This window comes from Vreelandella arctica (assembly GCF_037070215.1).
Classification (GTDB): domain Bacteria; phylum Pseudomonadota; class Gammaproteobacteria; order Pseudomonadales; family Halomonadaceae; genus Vreelandella; species Vreelandella arctica.
On record NZ_JBANSN010000002.1, the window covers coordinates 186,959 to 207,130 of the forward strand.

Here is a 20,172-nt window from a genome sequence, read left to right on the forward strand (position 1 = left end):
GCCATGCCCGACCTGTCGCAGAGCGGGCCAAGAGAGTGTGTACAAAGCCGTGAATAGCAAACGACCCGTAAACCTAGACCTTACTACGATCCATTTCCCACTGCCGGCCCTGACGTCGATCGCACACCGTATTACGGGTGTCATCCTGTTCGTTGGCCTGATTTTCGCTTTTTGGGCGCTGGGTAAATCCTTGTCATCTCCGGCGGGTTTTGACGCCGTTAGCGATGTACTGGCCAATAATTTCTTGGCTAAGTTCATTGCTTGGGGGCTGTTGTCCGCCCTGGCATTCCACTTTGTCGCAGGCATTAAGCACCTGCTGATGGATGTCGACATTGGTGTGACCCTTGAAGGTGGCGTACAAAAAGCGCAGATCACCGTCGTGGTCAGTGCCGTTCTGATTATTCTGGCAGGAGTTTGGGTATGGTAACTAACATCACAAGTTTTGGCCGTAGTGGGCTTTCTGACTGGCTGATGCAGCGCGTTTCTGCGGTGATTCTGGCCGTCTACACGGTCTTTATCGTTGCCTTTCTGCTGTTTAATCCCGATCTCGATTACTACGCGTGGAGCGGCCTGTTCAACCAAACGTGGATGCGGATTTTCTCGCTATTGGCCTTTGTCGCCTTAGCTGCACACGCCTGGATCGGCCTGTGGACCGTCACCACCGACTATCTCAAGTCCACTCGCCTGCGCGTGGGTGCCCAAGCTGTCATCATCCTGGGCATTTTCGTGTACTTGGTGTGGGGCATTCAAATTCTGTGGGGAGCTTGATTACATGTCTAATCTGCGTAGCCTGACGTTTGACGCCATTATCATTGGTGGTGGTGGCTCTGGCCTGCGAGCCGCTTTGGAACTGGCGAAGTCTGGTAAAAAGACGGCCGTGTTATCGAAAGTTTTCCCGACCCGCTCTCACACCGTATCTGCCCAGGGTGGCATTACCTGTGCGATCGCGTCCGATGACCCGAATGATGACTGGCGCTGGCACATGTACGACACCGTTAAAGGCGGCGATTATATCGCTGACCAGGACGCGGCCGAGTACATGTGTTCTGAAGGCCCGAAAGCGGTATTTGAGCTCGAGCACATGGGGTTGCCGTTCTCGCGTTTAGATAACGGTCGTATTTATCAGCGTCCGTTCGGTGGTCAGTCGAAGAACTTTGGTGAAGGCGGTCAGGCGGCACGTACCTGTGCAGCCGCCGACCGTACCGGCCACGCACTGTTGCACACGCTTTATCAGAATAACTTGAAGAACGACACCGTGTTCCTCAACGAGTGGTACGCGGTGGATCTGGTCAAGAACGCCAGCGGTGATGTGGTTGGCTGTATCGCCATGTGCATCGAGACGGGTGAAGTGGTTCACGTTAAATCCAAGGCCACGGTACTCGCGACCGGTGGTGCAGGCCGTATTTATGCTTCTACTACTAACGCCTTGATCAATACCGGTGACGGTATCGGCATGGCGCTGCGTGCTGGCTTCCCGATGCAGGACATGGAAATGTGGCAGTTCCACCCGACCGGTATTTACGGTGCGGGCACGCTGGTCACAGAAGGTTGCCGTGGTGAAGGTGGCTACCTGATCAATAAAGACGGCGAGCGGTTCATGGAGCGCTACGCGCCGAACGCCAAAGATTTGGCCGGTCGTGACGTTGTGGCTCGTTCGATGGTTATGGAAATCCTCGAAGGTCGTGGCTGCGGCGAGAAGGGTGATCACGTCTTCTTGAAGCTCGATCATCTGGGTGAAGAAGTACTTGGCAAGCGCCTACCCGGTATCGTTGAGCTTTCTAAGACCTTTGCTCACGTCGATCCGGCCAAAGACCCGATCCCGGTCGTGCCGACTTGCCACTATATGATGGGCGGTATTCCGACCAATATTCATGGTCAGGCGATTACCCAGGATGAGAGCGGTAACGATCATATCGTTAACGGTCTGTTTGCCTGTGGTGAAGCGGCGTGTGTATCTGTTCACGGTGCTAACCGCTTGGGCGGTAACTCACTGCTGGATCTCGTGGTCTTCGGCCGTGCCGCTGGCATGTTTATCGAAGGCGCGCTGAACGCAGGCATTGAGTACCTGGACGCTTCCGAGTCTGATATTGAATTCGCCATGAAGCGGATCACGCGCTGGAACGAGTCTGAAGGCGGCGAAAGCATTCCTGAGCTGAAAGCTGAGCTTCAGGACATCATGCAGACTTCCTTCGGCGTATTCCGCGAAGAGAAAAACATGCTGGAAGGCGTCGATAAGCTAGCGCAACTGCGTGGGCGTATTGCTAATGCCCACCTGCCTGACAAGTCCAACGCTTTTAACACCGCGCGTGTCGAAGCGTTAGAGCTTGATAACTTGATGGAAGTGGCAGAAGCGACGGCGATCGCTGCCCTTGAGCGTAAAGAGAGCCGCGGCGCCCACTCGCGCTACGACTATCCAGACCGTGATGACGTCAACTGGCTGAAGCATTCGCTCTTCTTCCCAGCGACGAAAGAGCTGAAAAAACGCGACGTTAACTTCAAGCCGAAAACCGTTGATACGTTCGAGCCTAAGGTTCGTACCTACTAAACGCCGCATAGACGAGAGGGAGTCACTATGTCCAATCTTCAGGTATCCGTATACCGCTACAATCCGGAAACCGACTCCGCACCTTACATGCAGGAGTTTCAGGTCGATACCAAAGGCCGCGATGTGATGGTGCTGGATGTTCTTCATATCATGAAAGAACAAGACAGCGGTTTGGCGTTTCGCCGCAGCTGCCGCGAAGGTGTGTGCGGTTCTGACGGCATGAACATGAACGGCAAAAATGGCTTGGCGTGTATTACGCCTTTGTCAGACGTTGTGAAGAACAACAAGCTGGTGCTGCGTCCGCTGCCAGGCTTGCCGGTTATTCGCGATATGGTCGTCGATATGGGCTTGTTCTATAAGCAGTACGAGCGTATTCAGCCGTATCTGCAAAACGACACGCCGCCGCCTGCCATTGAGCGCCTGCAGTCGCCGGAAGAGCGCGACAAGCTAGATGGCTTGTATGAGTGTATTCTATGCGCCTGCTGCTCAACGGCTTGCCCGTCATTTTGGTGGAACCCAGAGAAGTTCGTTGGCCCAGCCGGTTTGCTGCAATCTTACCGTTTCCTGGCCGATTCGCGTGATACGGCTACCAGCGAGCGGTTGAGCAATCTGGAAGATCCATTCTCGGTGTTCCGTTGCCGTGGCATCATGAACTGTGTGGCGGTTTGCCCAAAAGGCCTTAATCCCACTCGGGCGATCGGTAAAATCCGCGAAATGCTTCTTGCAGATGCTACCTAAGTCTATGACATTTGAGTAAAAAAGCGTGTGCCACTTAAGTTGGGTAATAATGCCACTTAAATCATGGCGCTTCGCTTGTTATCATAGGGTTTGTCACGTGGTGCGGCGTCACGTCGCACCGCTGGTCAGACAAGTTTGAAAGCCGGTGCCTTGGGTACCGGCTTTCGAGCATGAACTGAAGACGAAACACCGTATGACGCGTTAGATGATGAATAGCTTGATGATGTATAGCTAGATGAACAGGGTTTCCGGCCGTTGGCCGGCGCCGCCGGCAAATGTCCCGCCCCGCCGGCAGGGCAATAGCGATGTCGCCGCACGTTTGCGACGATACCGATACCACCCCATCAGTGCAGGGTGACCGAGAGATGCAACAAGGCATAATGGAGTTGATGTGGCGTTCCTCTCACGTTAGTGGCGGCAATGTTCACTACGTGGAAGCGCTTTACGAGCAGTACCTCGCCGATCCTGAGTCTGTCCCTGACGAATGGCGCAGCTATTTTGATGAGTTGCCGCGTCCCGAGGGCAGTGCCTCCCACGATGTTCCACTAAGCCCAGTCCGTGATCAGTTCTACCAGCTGGGGCGCGAAAGTCGTCCGGGCCGTGTAGTCGCCGCTGCCGATAGCGGTGAAAACAAAAAGCAGGTAAAAGTCCTGCAGCTGATTAACGCTTACCGCTTCCGTGGTCATCAAAAGGCCAATATCGACCCGCTAGGACTGCGTAATCCCACCCCCGTCCCCGATCTCGATCTGTCCTTTCATCAGCTCTCAAAAGCTGATTTGGACACCGAGTTCCAAACCGGTTCTTTCTTTTTAGGTATCGACAAAGCGCCATTGCGTGACATCGTTGATGCGTTGGAGCGCACGTATTGCCGCTCCATCGGCTGCGAGATCATGCATATCGTCGATACGGAAGAGAAACGTTGGTTACAGCGACGTTTCGAGTCGGTACGCAGTGCGCCTGATTTCAGTGCTGATGTGCGTAAGCACGTACTGGAGCGTTTGACGGCCGCTGAAGGTTTGGAGAATTACCTGGCATCCAAATATCCAGGTACCAAGCGCTTTGGTCTTGAAGGCGGTGAAACGTTTGTGCCAATGATGGATGAACTCATCCAGCGTGCCGGCGGTTATGGCACCAAGGAAGTGGTTATCGGCATGGCACACCGTGGGCGACTCAATCTGTTGGTCAATATTTTGGGTAAAAACCCAGCTGACTTGATCGATGAGTTTGATGGCAAGAAGGTTATTGAGCGTGGCTCAGGTGACGTGAAGTACCACCAGGGCTTCAGTTCGAACGTCATGTCCCCGGGCGGCGAAGTCCATTTGGCGATGTCGTTTAACCCATCGCACCTGGAAATCGTCGCACCCGTAGTGGAAGGTTCGGTACGTGCACGTCAGGACCGTCGTAACGACGAAGAGGGTAGCAAAGTGCTGCCGATCAACGTCCACGGCGATGCGGCGTTTGCCGGTCAAGGCGTGGTGATGGAGACATTCCAGATGTCCCAGACCCGTGCTTATAAAACCGGTGGCACGATTCATATTGTGATCAACAACCAGGTGGGCTTCACCACATCACACCCACTGGATGCTCGCTCTACCGAATACTGCACTGATATTGCCAAGATGGTTCAAGCGCCTATTTTTCATGTCAATGGCGATGATCCTGATGCAGTGCTGCACGCTACCCAAGTTGCTCTTGACTATCGCCAGCAGTTCAAGAAAGACGTGGTGATTGATCTTGTTTGCTACCGTCGTCGTGGCCACAACGAAGCTGACGAGCCGTCAGGCACGCAGCCGATGATGTATGCCAAGATCAAAGATCACCCCTCTGCGCGCTCGCTTTATGCCAAGCGCCTGGTTGATCAGGGTGTGCTCTCTGAAGAGTCTGCCAAAGCGATGGTTGAAACCTATCGTGATGACCTGGTGGCGGGCAACCACGTAGCCAATGCGTTGGTGCAAGAGCCCAATGCCTCTCTATTCGTTGACTGGGCGCCTTACCTGGGCCACGAGTGGACCGGCGATGCAGACACAACGATTGATATGAAGCGTCTGCAGCAGTTGGCTGCCCGTATGTGCGAGGTGCCGGATGGCGTCGACGTGCAGCGTCAAGTGGCCAAGATTTATGAAGACCGCCGTAAAATGCAGGCCGGTGGGCTGGGGCTTAACTGGGGCTTTGCTGAAACGCTGGCCTACGCCACGCTGCTCGATCAGGGGCATCCGATTCGGATTACCGGGCAAGACGTCGGGCGCGGTACGTTCTCCCACCGTCATGCGGTGGTGCATAACCAGAAAGACGGTTCCACCTATGTGCCGCTGCAGAACATGGCCGATGGTCAGCCGCGTTTCACCATTCATGACTCCTTCCTTTCGGAAGAAGCGGTGCTGGCATTTGAGTATGGCTACTCAACCACAGCGCCGAATGATTTGGTGATCTGGGAAGCCCAGTTTGGTGACTTCTTTAACGGCGCCCAGGTGGTCGTTGACCAGTTCATCTCTTCAGGTGAAACGAAGTGGGGCCGCGTGTGTGGTTTAACCATGCTGCTGCCACACGGGTATGAAGGCCAGGGTCCCGAGCACTCTTCGGCGCGCTTGGAGCGCTTCCTGCAAATGTGTGCTGAGCACAATATGCAGGTGTGCGTACCGACGACTCCCGCACAGATTTATCATCTATTGCGTCGTCAGGTGATTCGTCCGCTGCGTAAGCCGCTCATCGTAATGACGCCTAAATCACTACTGCGTCATAAAGAAGCGACGTCGAGCCTTGAAGATCTGGCCCACGGCAAGTTCCATATGGTGCTCGCTGATCAAGCCGATCTTGCGCCTGAGAAGGTCACTCGCGTTGTGCTTTGTGCTGGCAAGGTCTACTACGACTTAGCCGCTTGGCGCGCCGAGAATGAGCGTCATGACACGGCAATCTTACGTCTTGAACAGCTTTATCCCTTCCCGAAAGAAGAACTTCTGGAAGCGCTGCAAGGCTATACCAACGTAGAAGACATTGTGTGGTGCCAGGAAGAGCCGCTTAATCAGGGCGCTTGGTACTCCAGTCAGCACAATATGCGTGCAGTGGCCGATATGCTGAAAGATGGCTTCGGACGCGAGTTGAAATTTGCAGGACGTCCTGCCTCTGCTGCACCAGCAGCTGGCTATATGTCCGTCCATACTGAACAGCAGCGCCAGCTGGTGGAAGACGCTTTTAATTTATAAGCGGCCACCGGATTTAGAGAACACATAAGGGAAACGACATGGCTACTGAGATCAAAGCGCCAACCTTTCCGGAATCCGTTGCCGAAGGCACAGTGGCGGCGTGGCATAAAAAGCCGGGTGACAGCGTTGAGCGTGACGAGCTGATTGTTGAGATTGAAACCGACAAAGTGGTGCTGGAAGTCGTCGCACCGGAAGCGGGTACCCTGACCGACGTGATGGCCGAAGAGGGCGATACCGTTCAGTCAGAGCAGGTGCTGGGCAAAATCGGTGAAGGCAGTGCGTCAGGCAGCAAAGAAGAGAAATCTTCTAGCGATGATAGCGCTGAAAAATCCGAAGAGAAGTCCGACGCTAAGGCGTCGGAAGAGAAGCAAGAAAAGCCTGCCAGTGGCGGTAGCGGTGGCGGCAAGCAGCACGACGTAAAAGCCCCGAGCTTCCCTGAGTCTATTCAGGAAGGCACCGTGGCCACTTGGCACAAAAAAGTCGGCGAAGCGGTCAAGCGCGATGAGGTGCTGGCCGACATCGAAACCGATAAAGTCGTACTGGAAGTGGTTGCTCCGGCCGATGGCGCTCTGGCTGAAATTAAAGCCGAAGAGGGCAGCCAGGTCGAATCCGAAGCGATTCTCGCGACCTTCACCGAAGGCGCCGGTGGCGACAGCAGTGGCAGCGAAAGCGGCGGCGATTCAGCGCCTGCTAAAGCTGACACCAGCAGCGACGACGATGGCGCCGATGAGAAAGTCGGTGACAAGATCCTCGCTCCGGCTGCCCGTAAAATGGTGGCTGAGCACGACCTCGACGTTGCCAAGCTTAAGGGCACCGGAAAAGGTGGCCGCATTCTGAAAGAAGACGTACAGAAAGCGGTCAAAGACGGTTCCGCCAAGAAAGCAGCCAAATCGGCTGCACCGGCGAAATCGGCTGCTGCTGCACCGGCTGCTGAAGGTGAGCGCATCGAGAAGCGCGTGCCGATGAGCCGCCTGCGTCAAACCATCGCCAAGCGCTTGGTTCAGGCGCAGCAAACTGCGGCGATGCTGACTACTTATAACGAAGTGGACATGACCGAGATCATGGCCCTGCGTGCGCAGTACAAAGAGACGTTCTTAAAAGCTCACGACATTAAGTTGGGCTTTATGGGCTTCTTTGTAAAAGCAGCTTCTGAAGCGCTCAAGCGATTCCCGGACGTTAACGCCTCTATCGACGGTACCGATATCGTTTATCACGGTTATCAGGATATCGGCGTTGCGGTCTCCACCGACCGTGGCTTGGTTGTGCCGGTACTGCGTGACACTGACAGCATGAAAATTGCTGACGTCGAGCGCAAAATTGTCGATTTCGGCAAGCGTGGTCGTGACGGTAAGCTGGGCATGGACGACATGATCGGCGGCACCTTTACCATCACCAACGGCGGTACCTTTGGCTCGCTGATGTCGACTCCGATCATCAACCCGCCGCAAACCGCCATTTTGGGCATGCACAAGATCCAAGATCGTCCGATGGCAGTCAACGGCAAGGTCGAGATTCGTCCGATGATGTATCTGGCGCTCTCCTATGACCACCGCATGATCGACGGCAAAGACGCCGTTCAATTCTTGGTTACTTTAAAAGAATTGCTGGAAGACCCAGCACGTTTGCTGCTGGACGTCTAAAAAGAGCATAAGCGTCATATTCATTAATTACGCTACTGCTTAACCAGGATTTATCTGCAATCGTACACAGCCTGCTCCCCGCTTCGAATTTAAGCGGGGGGAGAGGCCAGCAAGCTAAAGGAGCCAACATGGCTGATAAGTTTGATGTGATCGTTATTGGTGCCGGCCCTGGCGGTTACGTTGCCGCCATTCGTGCCGCACAGATGGGCCTGAAAGCGGCCTGTGTTGAAAAATGGGTTGGTAAAGAAGGCAATGTTGTTCACGGCGGCACCTGCTTGAACGTAGGCTGCATCCCGTCTAAAGCATTGCTTGAAGCGTCGCACAAGTTCGTCGAAGCCAAGCACGATTTCGATGACATGGGTATTCAGGCTGGCGACGTTTCGATGGACGTTACCAAAATGATGGCGCGCAAGGACAAGATCGTTAAGAACTTGACCGGCGGCATCTCTGGCTTGTTCAAAGCCAACGGCGTAACGGCGATCGAAGGTACCGGTAAAGTGGTTTCCGGTAAGCAGGTTGAAGTCACTGATACCGATGGCAAGACCACCACTTACGATGCCGATAATATTGTTATCGCAGCGGGTTCAGTGCCGGTAGAAATTCCGCCGACGCCGCTGACCGAAGGTCTGATTGTTGATTCAACCGGCGCGCTTGAGTTCACTGAAACACCCAAGCGTTTGGGTGTGATTGGTGCCGGTATCATCGGGCTTGAGCTGGGCAGTGTATGGAACCGTTTGGGCTCAGAAGTCACCGTGCTTGAAGCCATGGACTCTTTCCTGCCGATGGTGGATGCCACCGTTGCCAAAGAGACTCAGAAGCTGCTTAAGAAGCAGGGTCTGGATATCAAACTGGGCGCTCGCGTGACCGGTTCTGAGGTCAAAGGCGACGAAGTCGTTGTGAAGTACAGCGATGGCAACGGCGAACAAGAGATGACGTTTGATAAACTCATCGTTTGTGTCGGCCGTCGTCCGTACACCAAAGGCGTAATTGCCGACGGTGTTAGCGTTGAGCTGGATGAGCGTGGCTTTATCTTTGTTGACGACCAGTGCCGTACCAACGTCCCGGGCGTTTACGCCATTGGTGACTGTGTACGCGGCCCAATGCTGGCGCACAAAGCCTCTGAAGAGGGCATTATGGTGGCGGATATCATCGCTGGCCATAAAGCCGAGATGAACTACGACACCATTCCTAGCGTTATCTACACCTACCCAGAAGTTGCATGGGTAGGTATGACTGAGCAAGACGCCAAAGCGAAAGGTATCGAAGTCAAAACCGGTACCTTCCCGTTCGCGGCAAGCGGCCGCGCGATGGCTAACAATGCCACCGAAGGCAGCGCCAAAATTATCGCCGATGCGGAAACTGACCGTATTCTCGGTATGCACATCGTGGGTCAACACGCTGGCGAGATGATCGCCCAGGGCGTGATTGCCATGGAATTCGGTTCTAGCGCCGAAGATCTGGCTCTGACCTGCTACGCGCACCCGACCATGTCGGAAGCTGTTCACGAAGCAGCGCTTGCGGTGGAAGGCCACGCAATTCATATGGCCAATCGCAAGAAGCGTAAGTAATTCAGTAAGCAACAACGAAGCGCCACCTTATTATGGGTGGCGCAAACTTTCGGCTTTGTCTTAATCCGCAAAGATCGAAAGAACGGGGATGGCCCGTTCTTTTAAGACCGTTCTTGTAAGGCTGCTCTTAAAAGGAAACGGGTCATCGTTCGAGTCACATGCAACCAATGGCATGAATCGATGAATCTTCACGAGTATCAAGGTAAACAGCTGTTTGCCGATTATGGTCTACCAGTGTCTAAAGGCTTTGCAGTCGACACTCCCGAAGAAGCGGAAGAGGCTTGCAAAAAAATCGGTGGTGACATGTGGGTGGTTAAAGCCCAGGTGCACGCCGGTGGCCGTGGTAAAGCGGGTGGCGTTAAGCTGATCAAAGATCCTGCTGAAGCCAAAGCATTTGCTGAAAAGTGGCTAGGCAAAAACCTGGTGACCTTCCAGACTGACGAAAAAGGTCAGCCGGTTGCCAAGATTTTGGTTGAAACCTGCACTGACATCGCCGATGAGCTCTATCTCGGTGCCGTTGTCGACCGTACTACCCGTCGTGTGGTCTTCATGGCCTCTACCGAAGGTGGTGTAGAGATCGAGACGGTTGCAGAAGAGACGCCGGAAAAGATTCTCAAAGCTGAAATCGATCCGCTGGTCGGCGCACAGCCGTACCAAGCGCGTGAGCTAGCCTTTGCGCTGGGCCTGAAAGGCGACCAGATCAAACAGTTCACCAAGATTTTCTTAGGTCTGTCTCAGTTGTTCCACGACAAAGACCTGGCCCTGCTGGAAATTAACCCGCTGGTCGTCACTGAAGAAGGCAATCTGCACTGCCTCGACGCCAAACTGGGTCTGGATAGCAACGCGCTATACCGTCACCCTGACCTGCAGGCCATGCGTGATCCTTCGCAAGAAGATCAGCGTGAAGCCGATGCGGCGAAGTGGGAACTTAACTATGTCGCGCTTGATGGCAACATCGGCTGCATGGTTAACGGCGCAGGTTTGGCCATGGGTACCATGGACATCGTCAACCTGAGCGGCGGCAAGCCCGCTAACTTCTTGGACGTTGGCGGCGGCGCCACCAAGGAGCGCGTGGCAGAAGCGTTCAAAATCATCCTGTCGGATGACAATGTTAAAGCCGTACTGGTTAACATTTTCGGCGGTATCGTACGTTGCGACATGATTGCTGAAGGCATTATCGGTGCCGTTGAGCAAGTGGGTGTCAATGTACCGGTAGTCGTACGTCTGGAAGGTAACAACGCCGAACTGGGTGCTGAAAAACTGGCATCTAGCGGTCTGAACATTATCGCGGCTACTAGTCTGACCGACGCGGCTCAGCAGGTCGTTAAAGCGGCGGAGGGCAAGTAATGAGCATCCTGATCGATAAGAACACCAAGGTCATCTGCCAGGGCTTTACCGGTGGCCAGGGCACGTTCCACTCCGAGCAGGCGATTGCCTATGGCACGAAGATGGTCGGTGGTGTTACGCCGGGCAAAGGCGGCCAAGAGCACCTCGGTCTGCCCGTTTTCAATACCGTGAAAGAAGCGGTAGCGAAAACCGGCGCGGAAGCCAGCGTCATCTACGTACCGGCGCCGTTCTGTAAAGACTCAATCCTTGAAGCGGCCAACTCCGGTATCAAGCTGATTGTGTGCATCACTGAAGGCATCGCTACGCTCGACATGCTCGAAGCGAAAGTGAAGTGTGACGAGCTGGGCGTACGCCTGATCGGTCCGAACTGCCCCGGTGTTATCACCCCAGGCGAATGCAAAATCGGCATCATGCCGGGTCACATTCACCAGCCGGGCCGCGTCGGTATCGTATCTCGTTCTGGTACCTTGACCTATGAAGCCGTTAAGCAGACTACTGATCACGGTTTTGGTCAGTCTACCTGTGTGGGTATCGGCGGCGACCCGATTCCGGGCTCTAACTTCATCGACATCCTTGAGATGTTCGAGAAAGACCCGAAAACCGAAGCCATCGTTATGATCGGTGAAATCGGCGGCACGGCGGAAGAAGAAGCCGCGGCTTACATCAAAGCCAACGTTTCCAAGCCAGTGGTTTCCTACATTGCCGGTGTGACTGCACCTCCTGGCAAGCGTATGGGCCACGCGGGCGCAATCATCTCTGGCGGTAAAGGCACCGCTGACGAGAAGTTTGCTGCGCTAGAAGACGCCGGTGTTAAAACCGTACGCTCTTTGGCTGAAATCGGTGATGCGCTAAAAGAAGTGACTGGCTGGTAAGCCATGAACGTTTAGCTGCACGCTATAAGGGCGCCCCGAGGGGCGCCCTTATTTATTTCTGCGTGCTATTTAATAATACTGCTAGGGTGTCGGTGAGCGACGCAGCATGCGATAGCTATACAGCACAAACAGCGGTGCGCCTGCCGCCAAGTAAAGATGGTAGCTGACCAGCCGCCACACCAATACCGCTGCGGCGGCCTGTTCGCGTTCCATTAGCGGCAGCAACAGACCACCCACACCCACCTCCGCAGCACCCGCCCCGCCAGGTAGAAAGCTAAGTTGACTCGCGGCCATCGCCAGCATTTGAGTCAGGAAGGTCCAAATCCAATCTGCATGACCGCCTACTCCCAGTACCGCCAGATAAAGCAAGCTATAGCGCATTAGCCAATGGGCGGTGGTCAACAGCATCATAGCGAGAAGCGTCGTACGCGGCAGCTCTAGCGTCACCTTGAGCGCATGTCGACAGCGCAGTAGGCGCCGTGCAAGCCAGCGTCGCTGATACTGGCTTGGCCACGGTGTATTCACGCTAGGGGAGCGCAGTAGGCTTGGTAGATAGCGCATGACCACACTCACCAGCGTCGCCATGAACGCTAACCCCACCAGCGCCCACTGAACGAGCGATTGGTGTGGCCACTGGGCGTCGCTGAACACCGAAAAGAGCACCAGGCCGCTCAACATGGCCAGGAAGAACAGTAAGTCACAGCCTTGATCAATCAGAAACACTGCCGCGCCTTTGGCCGGTGGAAAGCCGCGCCGTGCAAGCAACAACAGCAGGGTCGCCGGGCCACCGCTGCCACCTGGTGTGGCGCACAGCGCAAACTTAGACGCCAATTCAATCCCTAGCGCACCGCGCTGGCCGAGCCTGCCGGCACGGCCGCCCAGCATCAGTCGAAGCCTTGCTGCATTTAGGTTCCAGCACAGAAAGGCCATTACCAGCATCAGTAGCAGCAACCCAAGCGGAAAGTGTTTGACGCGCTGAAGCGCCTCGGCTCCACCCAGCCAGGCGGTGAGCACCAGTGGCGCAATCAGCGCCAAGGCAATCATCACGCCGTGGATAGGCCGCCACTTCAGTAGCTGGCGACGGCTAGTGGTGTTGGTGGAGTGCATAGGGTTGGCTGCCGTGGCAAAGCTGCTGATAGTGCTCAAGCAGAGAGTGCATAACGCCATCCCAGTTGAAATGACGCTCGACATGGCGACGCGCATAGCGCCCGCTAGCAGCGACATCATTACTAAACAGCGCTAGACAGGCCTCAGCCATGGCAGTGGGGTCGAGCGGCTTGCATAAAATACCCGCACCCAGCGGCACGTTTTCGGCCAGCGCCCCGGCCCTGGCTGCCACCACTGGAATGCCGCAGGCCATGGCTTCCTGAGCAACTAAGCCGAAAGTTTCGCGGGTGCCTGCGTGCAGCAGAGCATCACTACTGGCCAGTGCTTTGGCTACCTCGTGGGCACCACAACAGCGATCCACAATGGTGACGTTGCTGGGTACGTGATGCGGCATGCCTGGACCCATCAGCAGCAAATGGTAATCGCTGCCTAGCTGACGCATCGTTGAAAGCAGTACATCAATATTTTTCTCGCGTGAGTTACGTCCCACAAAGATCAGCAGCTTTTTATCGCTGGGTATGCCCATGGTCTGTCGGAAGGTGGGGTCACGCTGCTGGGGATTAAATTGCGCTAAATCGACCCCCAACGGCTGAACGCGAACATTATCGACGCCCCAGTCGCGCAGCCGATCTGCCATCGCGTTACAGGGCGCCAATACGCTATCGAACCGACTATAAAGGTCCGCTACATAGCGGGTTAAGCGCTGCTCAACGTAGCGCCCCAAGCGATCACCCATCAAACGTGGCAGATCAGAGTGATAGAAGCCCACCACCGGCACGCCGAGTCGCTGCCCCGCGGCTAACGCCGCCCATGCCGTTACGTACGGGTCGCCAGCCTCGATGAGGTCAGGCTTTAGATCAACCAGGGCATCCCGCCAGGGGGAGGAGCGTAATGGAAAACGATAGCCCTGGCCTAAAGGCAGGTGTAGCGCTGGTAAGGTGTGGTGATCGCCCAAACTATCGCGCTCCGCGCCCGGCACCAGCAGGCTGGTGCGCAGTTGGGGGATGCGCGAAAAAACACGGTGTTTGGCCTGTAAATAGGTACGCACACCACCGCTGGCGGGTGCATGGAACATCGTCACATCGGCAATGTGCAAGCTAACCTCCAACCATAAAGATTGTCATCGTTTCACCATAAAGGAGAAATAAGTCAGTTCAGCGACAGTTGAGCCGAGGCTTTTATTTCCTGTTAATCCCTTTCAACGCCTCTTGCCATCACACCTATTCCATCTGATGGCTTGGTAATGAGGAATCGTTTTATTTGGATTATTTGTTGACTCTTAGCAGGGCTAGACTAATATACCATCCATATGGATGGTGAATGGAATCCATTTGGATGTTGTTTGAGTGTTATATAGATGTTTTAAGCCAAGCGAAAGGTGTCTGGCTACTAAGCACAACGAGGAACGACACATGAGCGTGCATGAAATGCGCCGCAAGGGCGGTGATTCAAGTGAGAAAATCACTATCAACCTTGGGGTGGTCGACCTGGGGCAGATCGATCTGTTGGTTCAGGAAGGTTTTTACTCCAACCGGACCGATCTGATTCGCACCGCTATCCGTAACCAGTTGTTGACCCATGCCGAGGTCGTTAAGGAAACCGTGACCCGTAAGGCGTTTGTATTGGGTCTTGAGCATTACAGCCGTGCGGATTTAGAGGCCCTGCAGGGAGCCGGGGAGAAACTCCAGATCCAGGTGCTGGGCATGGCCAGCATTGCCGACGACGTAACGCCTGAGCTTGCCCTCGCCACCATTGAATCCGTCGTGGTCCTGGGCGCCTTGAACGCCAGTAAAGCGGTTAAGGCTGCTCTGGCAGATCGCATCCACTGAAGAGCTCAGGCTCACTCAATAAACACTGACTAAGCAATCATTGAATAAGGATATTGAAAATGATCGATGCCACGATGACGAAGCGAATGGAAGAAGCGACGCGGCTAACCCGTGCGGGAAAACTGCAAGAGGCGATGGCTATTCTCCAGGGCAGTGCACCCGAATCGAGAGGCGCTGAAACGCCGAATACCTCTTACCGGGAAGGCAATACCTTCGACGGGACCTGCGAGGTCATCGACGAAGAAGCCACTGAATCTAAGCCAGAGCCTACTGAGTCGCCAGCCGACGCATTTACGCCCGGCGATATTAAGGTGCCTGCTGCATGGCGCGACAAGTGGATGAAGTTTCGTGCTGGCATGGCACAACCCGAGCAAGCCTCGCCTGAGTATGCACGGAGCGAGGAGCCACAGCCTGGGACGTTCACTGCCGGTCGTTATACCAGCCACGTGGGCTCGCGTGATTACAAACTGTATATCCCCAGCGGCTATACCGGTCAGGCACTGCCGCTGGTGGTGATGCTGCATGGCTGTACGCAGAACCCTGATGACTTCGCTGCCGGAACCGAGATGAACCGGCTGGCCGAAGAGCAGCTGTGTTGCGTGCTCTATCCGGCTCAGCCGATGACCGCCAATAGCTCGAAATGCTGGAACTGGTTTAAAGCCGAAGACCAGCAGCGCGAGGGCGGTGAACCCGCGATTATTGCGGGCATGACGCGCCAGATCATTGAGACCCATGGCCTTGATGGTTCCCGCGTCTATGTCGCAGGCCTTTCAGCAGGTGCCGCCATGGCAACCACCCTGGCGATGACCTACCCGGATCTGTTTGCGGCGGTGGGCGTGCACTCCGGGTTACCCCACGGTGTGGCTCAGAGTCTTCCCGATGCCTTGGGCGCAATGCAGGGTGGCACGGGGCCTCTTGGCGGTGGTAAAGCGAAAGGGGCCGGTTGGGCATCGGAAGTGCCCGCGATTATCTTCCATGGCGATCGTGACACTACCGTGCACCCCAGCAATGCGGATCGCGTGGCCGCCCAGTACGACACATCGCGCCAAGCGGGGGCGACGGTGGAGCAGGGGAAAGTGGCTAATGGTCATGCCTATACGCGTACCACACACCACAATGCGAAGGGCGAGCCACACATGGAACAATGGCGCATTCATGGAGCTGGCCACGCCTGGTCAGGAGGCAGCACCCAAGGCAGCTATACCGACCCGAAAGGCCCCGATGCTACCAAGGAAATGCTGCGTTTCTTCTTTCAGCATCAGCAGGCTGGCTCTTAGAAAGGGAAAGCAGGAGCAGAAGCTATGCTCGGCCTATCGTAAGTCCTAACGCTGTATGAGAGTCGTCCTGGAAATTAGCACAAGCTAGTTAAATATATATTAGTGATATTTGTATATATAGAACTAAAGTTTAAGGTCTTTATGCCGACAATTATTCTTCTCTTTCTAATTAGGAAGTTTCCATGCTTTCACGGTTCAAGATCGGTACACGGCTCGCACTGGCTTTTGGCCTGGTATCGCTATTTCTTTTGGGCACTTTAATAGCGGGAGTTATGGGTATCACCTTTACCAAGGATACTGCCCAAAAAACCTTGGACACGGATGTCGCGCTAGCAAGCAATGCAGCGGAAATTCAGCGCCTTTCGCTGCAAGCGCGACGCTTTGAAAAAGATATCTTTATCAACATCAACAGTCCCGAGCGGGTAGCGAACTATCAGCAGCGTTGGGTGGCGACCATCGAGAAAATTCAGGCTGCCTTCCAAGCGGGAAGCCAAATTGCCGATAAAGATAGCCTCAATGTGCTGTACCAGCAGGCAGAAAGCGCCCTCCAGGGGTATGAAGAAGGGTTTATGACGGTCTATCGTCAAATTGAACAGAGCGCTATTACCGAAACCTCTCAAGCCAATCTAGCTTTCGGTGAGCATAAAGATAGTATCTACCAGCTTGAGGAATTGGCTGATGAAATTAGCCTAGTGGCTGACGCGGGAGTAAAGGTTGCTAATGAGGCAATAGATGCCGAGTATCGTTTAGCTATTTGGCAGCTTTGTATCTTCGCGGGGGCGGCGTTATTGATGGCGCTGGCGCTGGCCATTGCTATTACGCGCAGCATCGTACTGCCTTTGCGGCGGGCCGTTGAGGTTGCCCAGCGTGTAGCAGAAGGAGACTTACGCCACGATATTGTATTTACCGGACGTGATGAAACAGCACAGCTATTGAGCTCGATGGCTCACATGAGCAAAGAGCTTACGTCGCTTGTCGCCTCACTACGTGACTCCAGCGAAAATGTCTTGCACGGTGCCAATGAGATTGCCCAAGGCGGGCAGGAGCTTGCATCTCGTACTGAGCAGCAAGCCGCAGCCTTGCAGGAAACGGCTTCTAGCATGGAAGAAATGACGGCAACGGTTCGCCAGAACAGCGATTCAACCAAAGAGGCTGATACGCTGGCCCATGCTTCGTCACAGCAGATGCACAATGGCGGTGAAGAAGTGACACGCAGCGTGGAGTTGATGCGTGAAGTGACGGCGGCCTCACTCAGTATGAACAAGATCGTCGAAGCCATCGATGCGATTGCCTTTCAAACCAATATTCTGGCCCTGAACGCCTCCGTGGAAGCGGCGCGTGCTGGTGAGAAAGGCCGTGGGTTTGCGGTAGTGGCTACCGAAGTTCGTTCGCTGGCAAGCCGCAGTGCCGCGTCAGCCAGCGAAATTCGCGGCATGCTGGATGATACACGCAACAAAATAAAGCTGTGTTCTGATCAAGCGGAGCGAGGAGCAACGACTATAGGAGAAACGGAAACGATGATCCAGCGTCTTGCCCTGCTGATGGCTGAGGTGTCCTCTGCTACGCGTGAGCAAAGTAGTGGTATCGAGCAGATTAATACAGCGATCACTGAAATGGACTCAACGACTCAGCAAAATAGTGCGCTGGTCCAACAGTCGACGACAGCAGCATTTTCTCTGGAGGAACAGGCTGGGCGGCTTCGCGAGCTAGTAGCGGCGTTTCAAATTGACGATGCGAAGCTGAACAAACTATCAGCACGCACGCCTGCCATGGCTTTACCTTCGAGAGCCACACAGGCAGCGTTTTAATAAGCTAATGCGTTTGCGTATTCCTGTGGGAAGTAAATCTACAAGCTATTCAAAATACTGCCAGAACGATCGAAACAACAACGGCGCCCTAGGGCGCCGTTGTCGGTTATTGAGAGTAAACAAATACGGTTTATGCAGCGGGTTTAGCTACCAACGAGCGGGTCTCTTCGCGGGCTTCGGTCAAGATGACGCGAAGCGGGTCGCCAAGCTTGTAGCGCTCTTCGCCTTCGATCTGGATACGTCCCTCTTTATCATCAATCACCACTTTGCTGCGGTCACTGTGCATTAAAGGGGCTGGAACAAAGGCAGTCGCGCCATTTTCCAGCAGGCGAACGCGCATACCGCCACGGTTGATGGCCATGATTTCGGCCTCAAACGTAATCTGGTTCTGTGCGGCAGGCGTTAGGTAGCGCACGTAGAGCCAGTCTTTCACGTCGCGCTCGGCCATACGGTTCAGGCGGCGACGCTCCGTCAACTGCTCGGTGAGCTGCTGGGTAGCTTCGGCGGGCGCCTGCTCACCTTTCAGCACGCGCTTGATCAGGCGGTGGTTGACCATATCGCCATACTTACGAATCGGCGAGGTCCAGGTCGCGTAGGCGGCCAGGCCGAGGCCAAAGTGCGGGCCGGGCTGTGCGGACATCATGGTGAAGCCCTGGAAGCGGCGCAGGCGCGCATCCAGCCAAGCGTCGTCGCGACTTTCCAGTGCACGCTTCAGCTCAGTGTAGCGGGCAAGCTCAGTCAGCGCTTCGCGTTCGACCACGATCTCTTGCCCTGCCAGGAATTCCTGAGCGGCCTCGGCTTTCTCGGGTTCGAACGCACGGTGCACGTTAAAGATACCGTGGCCGATATGCTGGGCCAGGAAGTCCGCGCAGCAGGCGTTAGCCACAATCATCGACTCTTCGATCATGCGGTTGGCAATGCGGCGCTCTTCGGTGCGCACGGCCAATACGTTGCCAGCAGGATCGAGATCAAACACGTAGTCGGGGCGGTCTTTAAACACCAGCGCGTGTTCGTTGCGCCAAGCGGTACGTGCCTCGGTCAAATCACGCAGCGCGGTGAGCTGCTCGGCAATATCATCCGCCGGGGCCCAATCGCCTTGGCCTTCGATCCAGTCGGAGACGTTGTCGTAAACGAGCTTGGCGTGAGACTTAACGTTCGCCGCAAAAAAGCGGTACTCGCCCAGGCTGCCGTCGGCATTGATATCCAGCGTGCAGGCCAGCGCGGGGCGCTCTTTATCTTCCCACAATGAGCAGAGGTCATCCGCTAGCTGCTCTGGCAGCATCGTGACGTTCTGGCCGGGCAGGTAAACGGTGAAAGCGCGGGTGCGGGCTTCTAAATCAGCCGCATGGCCCTCTTCCACATAGGCGGTGGGGTCGGCAATCGCGACACTCAACTGCCAGCCGCCTTCAGCGCGAGGTGCGATGTGCAGCGCATCATCCATATCGCGGGTCTTCTCACCATCGATGGTGAAGAAGGGCGTGGCGGTTAAGTCTTCGCGCGTCAGGCCTTCATCCATCAGCGGCCAATCGGTACCTGCATCGGGGCACTCTTGCTCCAGCGCATGGCGGGCAAGTGTGACGCGCCACGGCACTGCCGGATCATCGCTTTTGGCGACCAGCTCATCAATCTGGGCAAAGAAAGCGCGGTCATCGGTTTTTAGCGGATGACGCACCAAGCGGGCAACGACCCAATCGCCGTCAGCAATGCTCTCTTCATCAAGGTTGTTCTTAATCCGCGCCTTGATAACATTTTTAATCGACGGATGGTCGGGAACCACGGCCAGGCGGCCTTCGCGCTTCTGCACGCGGGCCACAAACCGATCCAGCCCAGCTTCAATCAGCTTTTCGGGTTCAACGGATTTTTTGTCACCGTTCTCGTGGATAACCGCTTCCACACGGTCACCGTGCAGCACTTGCTTCATGGCGGGTGGCGGCACGAAATAGGATTCACCGTCGTCGGTTTCGAGAAAACCGAAACCTTTGTCGGTGGCTTTGATCACCCCTTCAGCACGGGGGGTGGTTTGACGAATCTGTTGCTTGAGCTGGGCAAGCATGGCGTTATTCTGAAGCATGAGCTCAATCAGTTGGCGAGAGTTAGGGTGCCACTATACGGATTCCCGCTTGCCACGCCAATTGCCGCCGAGTGAAGTCGGCCCGGATGTTCGCTTGGGTGACGGCGCGTCAAAGGCTTACATGCGCTCAAAAGAATCGGTTAAGCTAAATGCCCATGCCGATGGAGCGC

Annotated in this window: 15 protein-coding genes; 12 read left to right on the forward strand and 3 right to left on the reverse strand. The window is 55.2% G+C overall.

What is annotated here, in order from left to right:
* Positions 1-49: 49 nt before the first annotated feature.
* The 9 genes from sdhC to sucD all read left to right on the forward strand — a co-directional run bounded on the left by sdhC (position 50) and on the right by sucD (position 11,910).
* Entirely contained in the window at positions 50-427 is a 378-nt protein-coding gene (gene sdhC / locus V8L70_RS02410) for a succinate dehydrogenase, cytochrome b556 subunit (RefSeq protein WP_176303741.1), read from the forward strand.
* Positions 421-768 (forward strand): succinate dehydrogenase, hydrophobic membrane anchor protein, encoded by a 348-nt coding sequence (gene sdhD, locus V8L70_RS02415; protein ID WP_336268741.1) that lies wholly within the window; start codon positions 421-423, stop codon positions 766-768. Before sdhC ends, sdhD begins: the two co-directional genes overlap by 7 nt.
* Before the next feature lie 4 nt (positions 769-772).
* Positions 773-2,545: a succinate dehydrogenase flavoprotein subunit gene (sdhA, locus tag V8L70_RS02420; RefSeq protein WP_101146063.1), complete on the forward strand. Its 1,773-nt coding sequence runs from the start codon at positions 773-775 to the stop codon at positions 2,543-2,545.
* 27 nt (positions 2,546-2,572) lie between these two features.
* A complete protein-coding gene (locus V8L70_RS02425; RefSeq protein ID WP_101146064.1) occupies positions 2,573-3,283 on the forward strand; it encodes a succinate dehydrogenase iron-sulfur subunit in 711 nt (236 codons plus the stop codon).
* Positions 3,284-3,648: 365 nt separating this feature from the next.
* A complete protein-coding gene (locus V8L70_RS02430) occupies positions 3,649-6,483 on the forward strand; it encodes a 2-oxoglutarate dehydrogenase E1 component (protein WP_101146128.1) in 2,835 nt (944 codons plus the stop codon).
* A 38-nt stretch (positions 6,484-6,521) separates the two neighbouring features.
* Positions 6,522-8,123, forward strand: coding sequence for a 2-oxoglutarate dehydrogenase complex dihydrolipoyllysine-residue succinyltransferase (gene odhB / locus V8L70_RS02435; protein ID WP_336268742.1), 1,602 nt, complete (start codon positions 6,522-6,524; stop codon positions 8,121-8,123).
* Positions 8,124-8,251: 128 nt separating this feature from the next.
* Positions 8,252-9,691: a dihydrolipoyl dehydrogenase gene (gene lpdA / locus V8L70_RS02440; RefSeq protein WP_008958561.1), complete on the forward strand. Its 1,440-nt coding sequence runs from the start codon at positions 8,252-8,254 to the stop codon at positions 9,689-9,691.
* Between the two features lie 180 nt (positions 9,692-9,871).
* Positions 9,872-11,038: an ADP-forming succinate--CoA ligase subunit beta gene (sucC, locus tag V8L70_RS02445; protein ID WP_008958560.1), complete on the forward strand. Its 1,167-nt coding sequence runs from the start codon at positions 9,872-9,874 to the stop codon at positions 11,036-11,038.
* Positions 11,038-11,910, forward strand: a complete 873-nt coding sequence (gene sucD / locus V8L70_RS02450) for a succinate--CoA ligase subunit alpha (protein ID WP_008958559.1) — start codon at positions 11,038-11,040, stop codon at positions 11,908-11,910. Before sucC ends, sucD begins: the two co-directional genes overlap by 1 nt.
* A gap of 81 nt (positions 11,911-11,991) precedes the next feature.
* On the opposite strand, the gene gpgF is transcribed toward sucD, so the two are convergent.
* Together gpgF and gpgS are read right to left on the reverse strand one after the other, a co-directional pair.
* Positions 11,992-13,017 (reverse strand): glucosaminyl phosphatidylglycerol flippase, encoded by a 1,026-nt coding sequence (gene gpgF, locus V8L70_RS02455; protein WP_101146067.1) that lies wholly within the window; start codon positions 13,015-13,017, stop codon positions 11,992-11,994.
* Positions 12,995-14,113, reverse strand: coding sequence for an N-acetylglucosaminyl phosphatidylglycerol synthase (gpgS, locus tag V8L70_RS02460; RefSeq protein WP_101146068.1), 1,119 nt, complete (start codon positions 14,111-14,113; stop codon positions 12,995-12,997). Before gpgS ends, gpgF begins: the two co-directional genes overlap by 23 nt.
* A 316-nt stretch (positions 14,114-14,429) precedes the next feature.
* Between gpgS and V8L70_RS02465 the strand changes: the two genes are divergently transcribed.
* The 3 genes from V8L70_RS02465 (at position 14,430) to V8L70_RS02475 (ending at position 17,931) form a co-directional block, all read left to right on the forward strand.
* Positions 14,430-14,846, forward strand: coding sequence for a CopG family transcriptional regulator (locus V8L70_RS02465; RefSeq protein ID WP_101146069.1), 417 nt, complete (start codon positions 14,430-14,432; stop codon positions 14,844-14,846).
* A 59-nt stretch (positions 14,847-14,905) separates the two neighbouring features.
* Positions 14,906-16,123, forward strand: coding sequence for an extracellular catalytic domain type 1 short-chain-length polyhydroxyalkanoate depolymerase (locus V8L70_RS02470; protein WP_101146070.1), 1,218 nt, complete (start codon positions 14,906-14,908; stop codon positions 16,121-16,123).
* A 182-nt stretch (positions 16,124-16,305) separates the two neighbouring features.
* A complete protein-coding gene (locus V8L70_RS02475) occupies positions 16,306-17,931 on the forward strand; it encodes a methyl-accepting chemotaxis protein (RefSeq protein ID WP_101146071.1) in 1,626 nt (541 codons plus the stop codon).
* 130 nt (positions 17,932-18,061) lie between these two features.
* Here V8L70_RS02475 and V8L70_RS02480 read toward each other — a convergent pair whose 3' ends face one another.
* Positions 18,062-20,002: an exoribonuclease II gene (locus V8L70_RS02480; RefSeq protein WP_101146072.1), complete on the reverse strand. Its 1,941-nt coding sequence runs from the start codon at positions 20,000-20,002 to the stop codon at positions 18,062-18,064.
* Between the last annotated feature and the right edge of the window lie 170 nt (positions 20,003-20,172).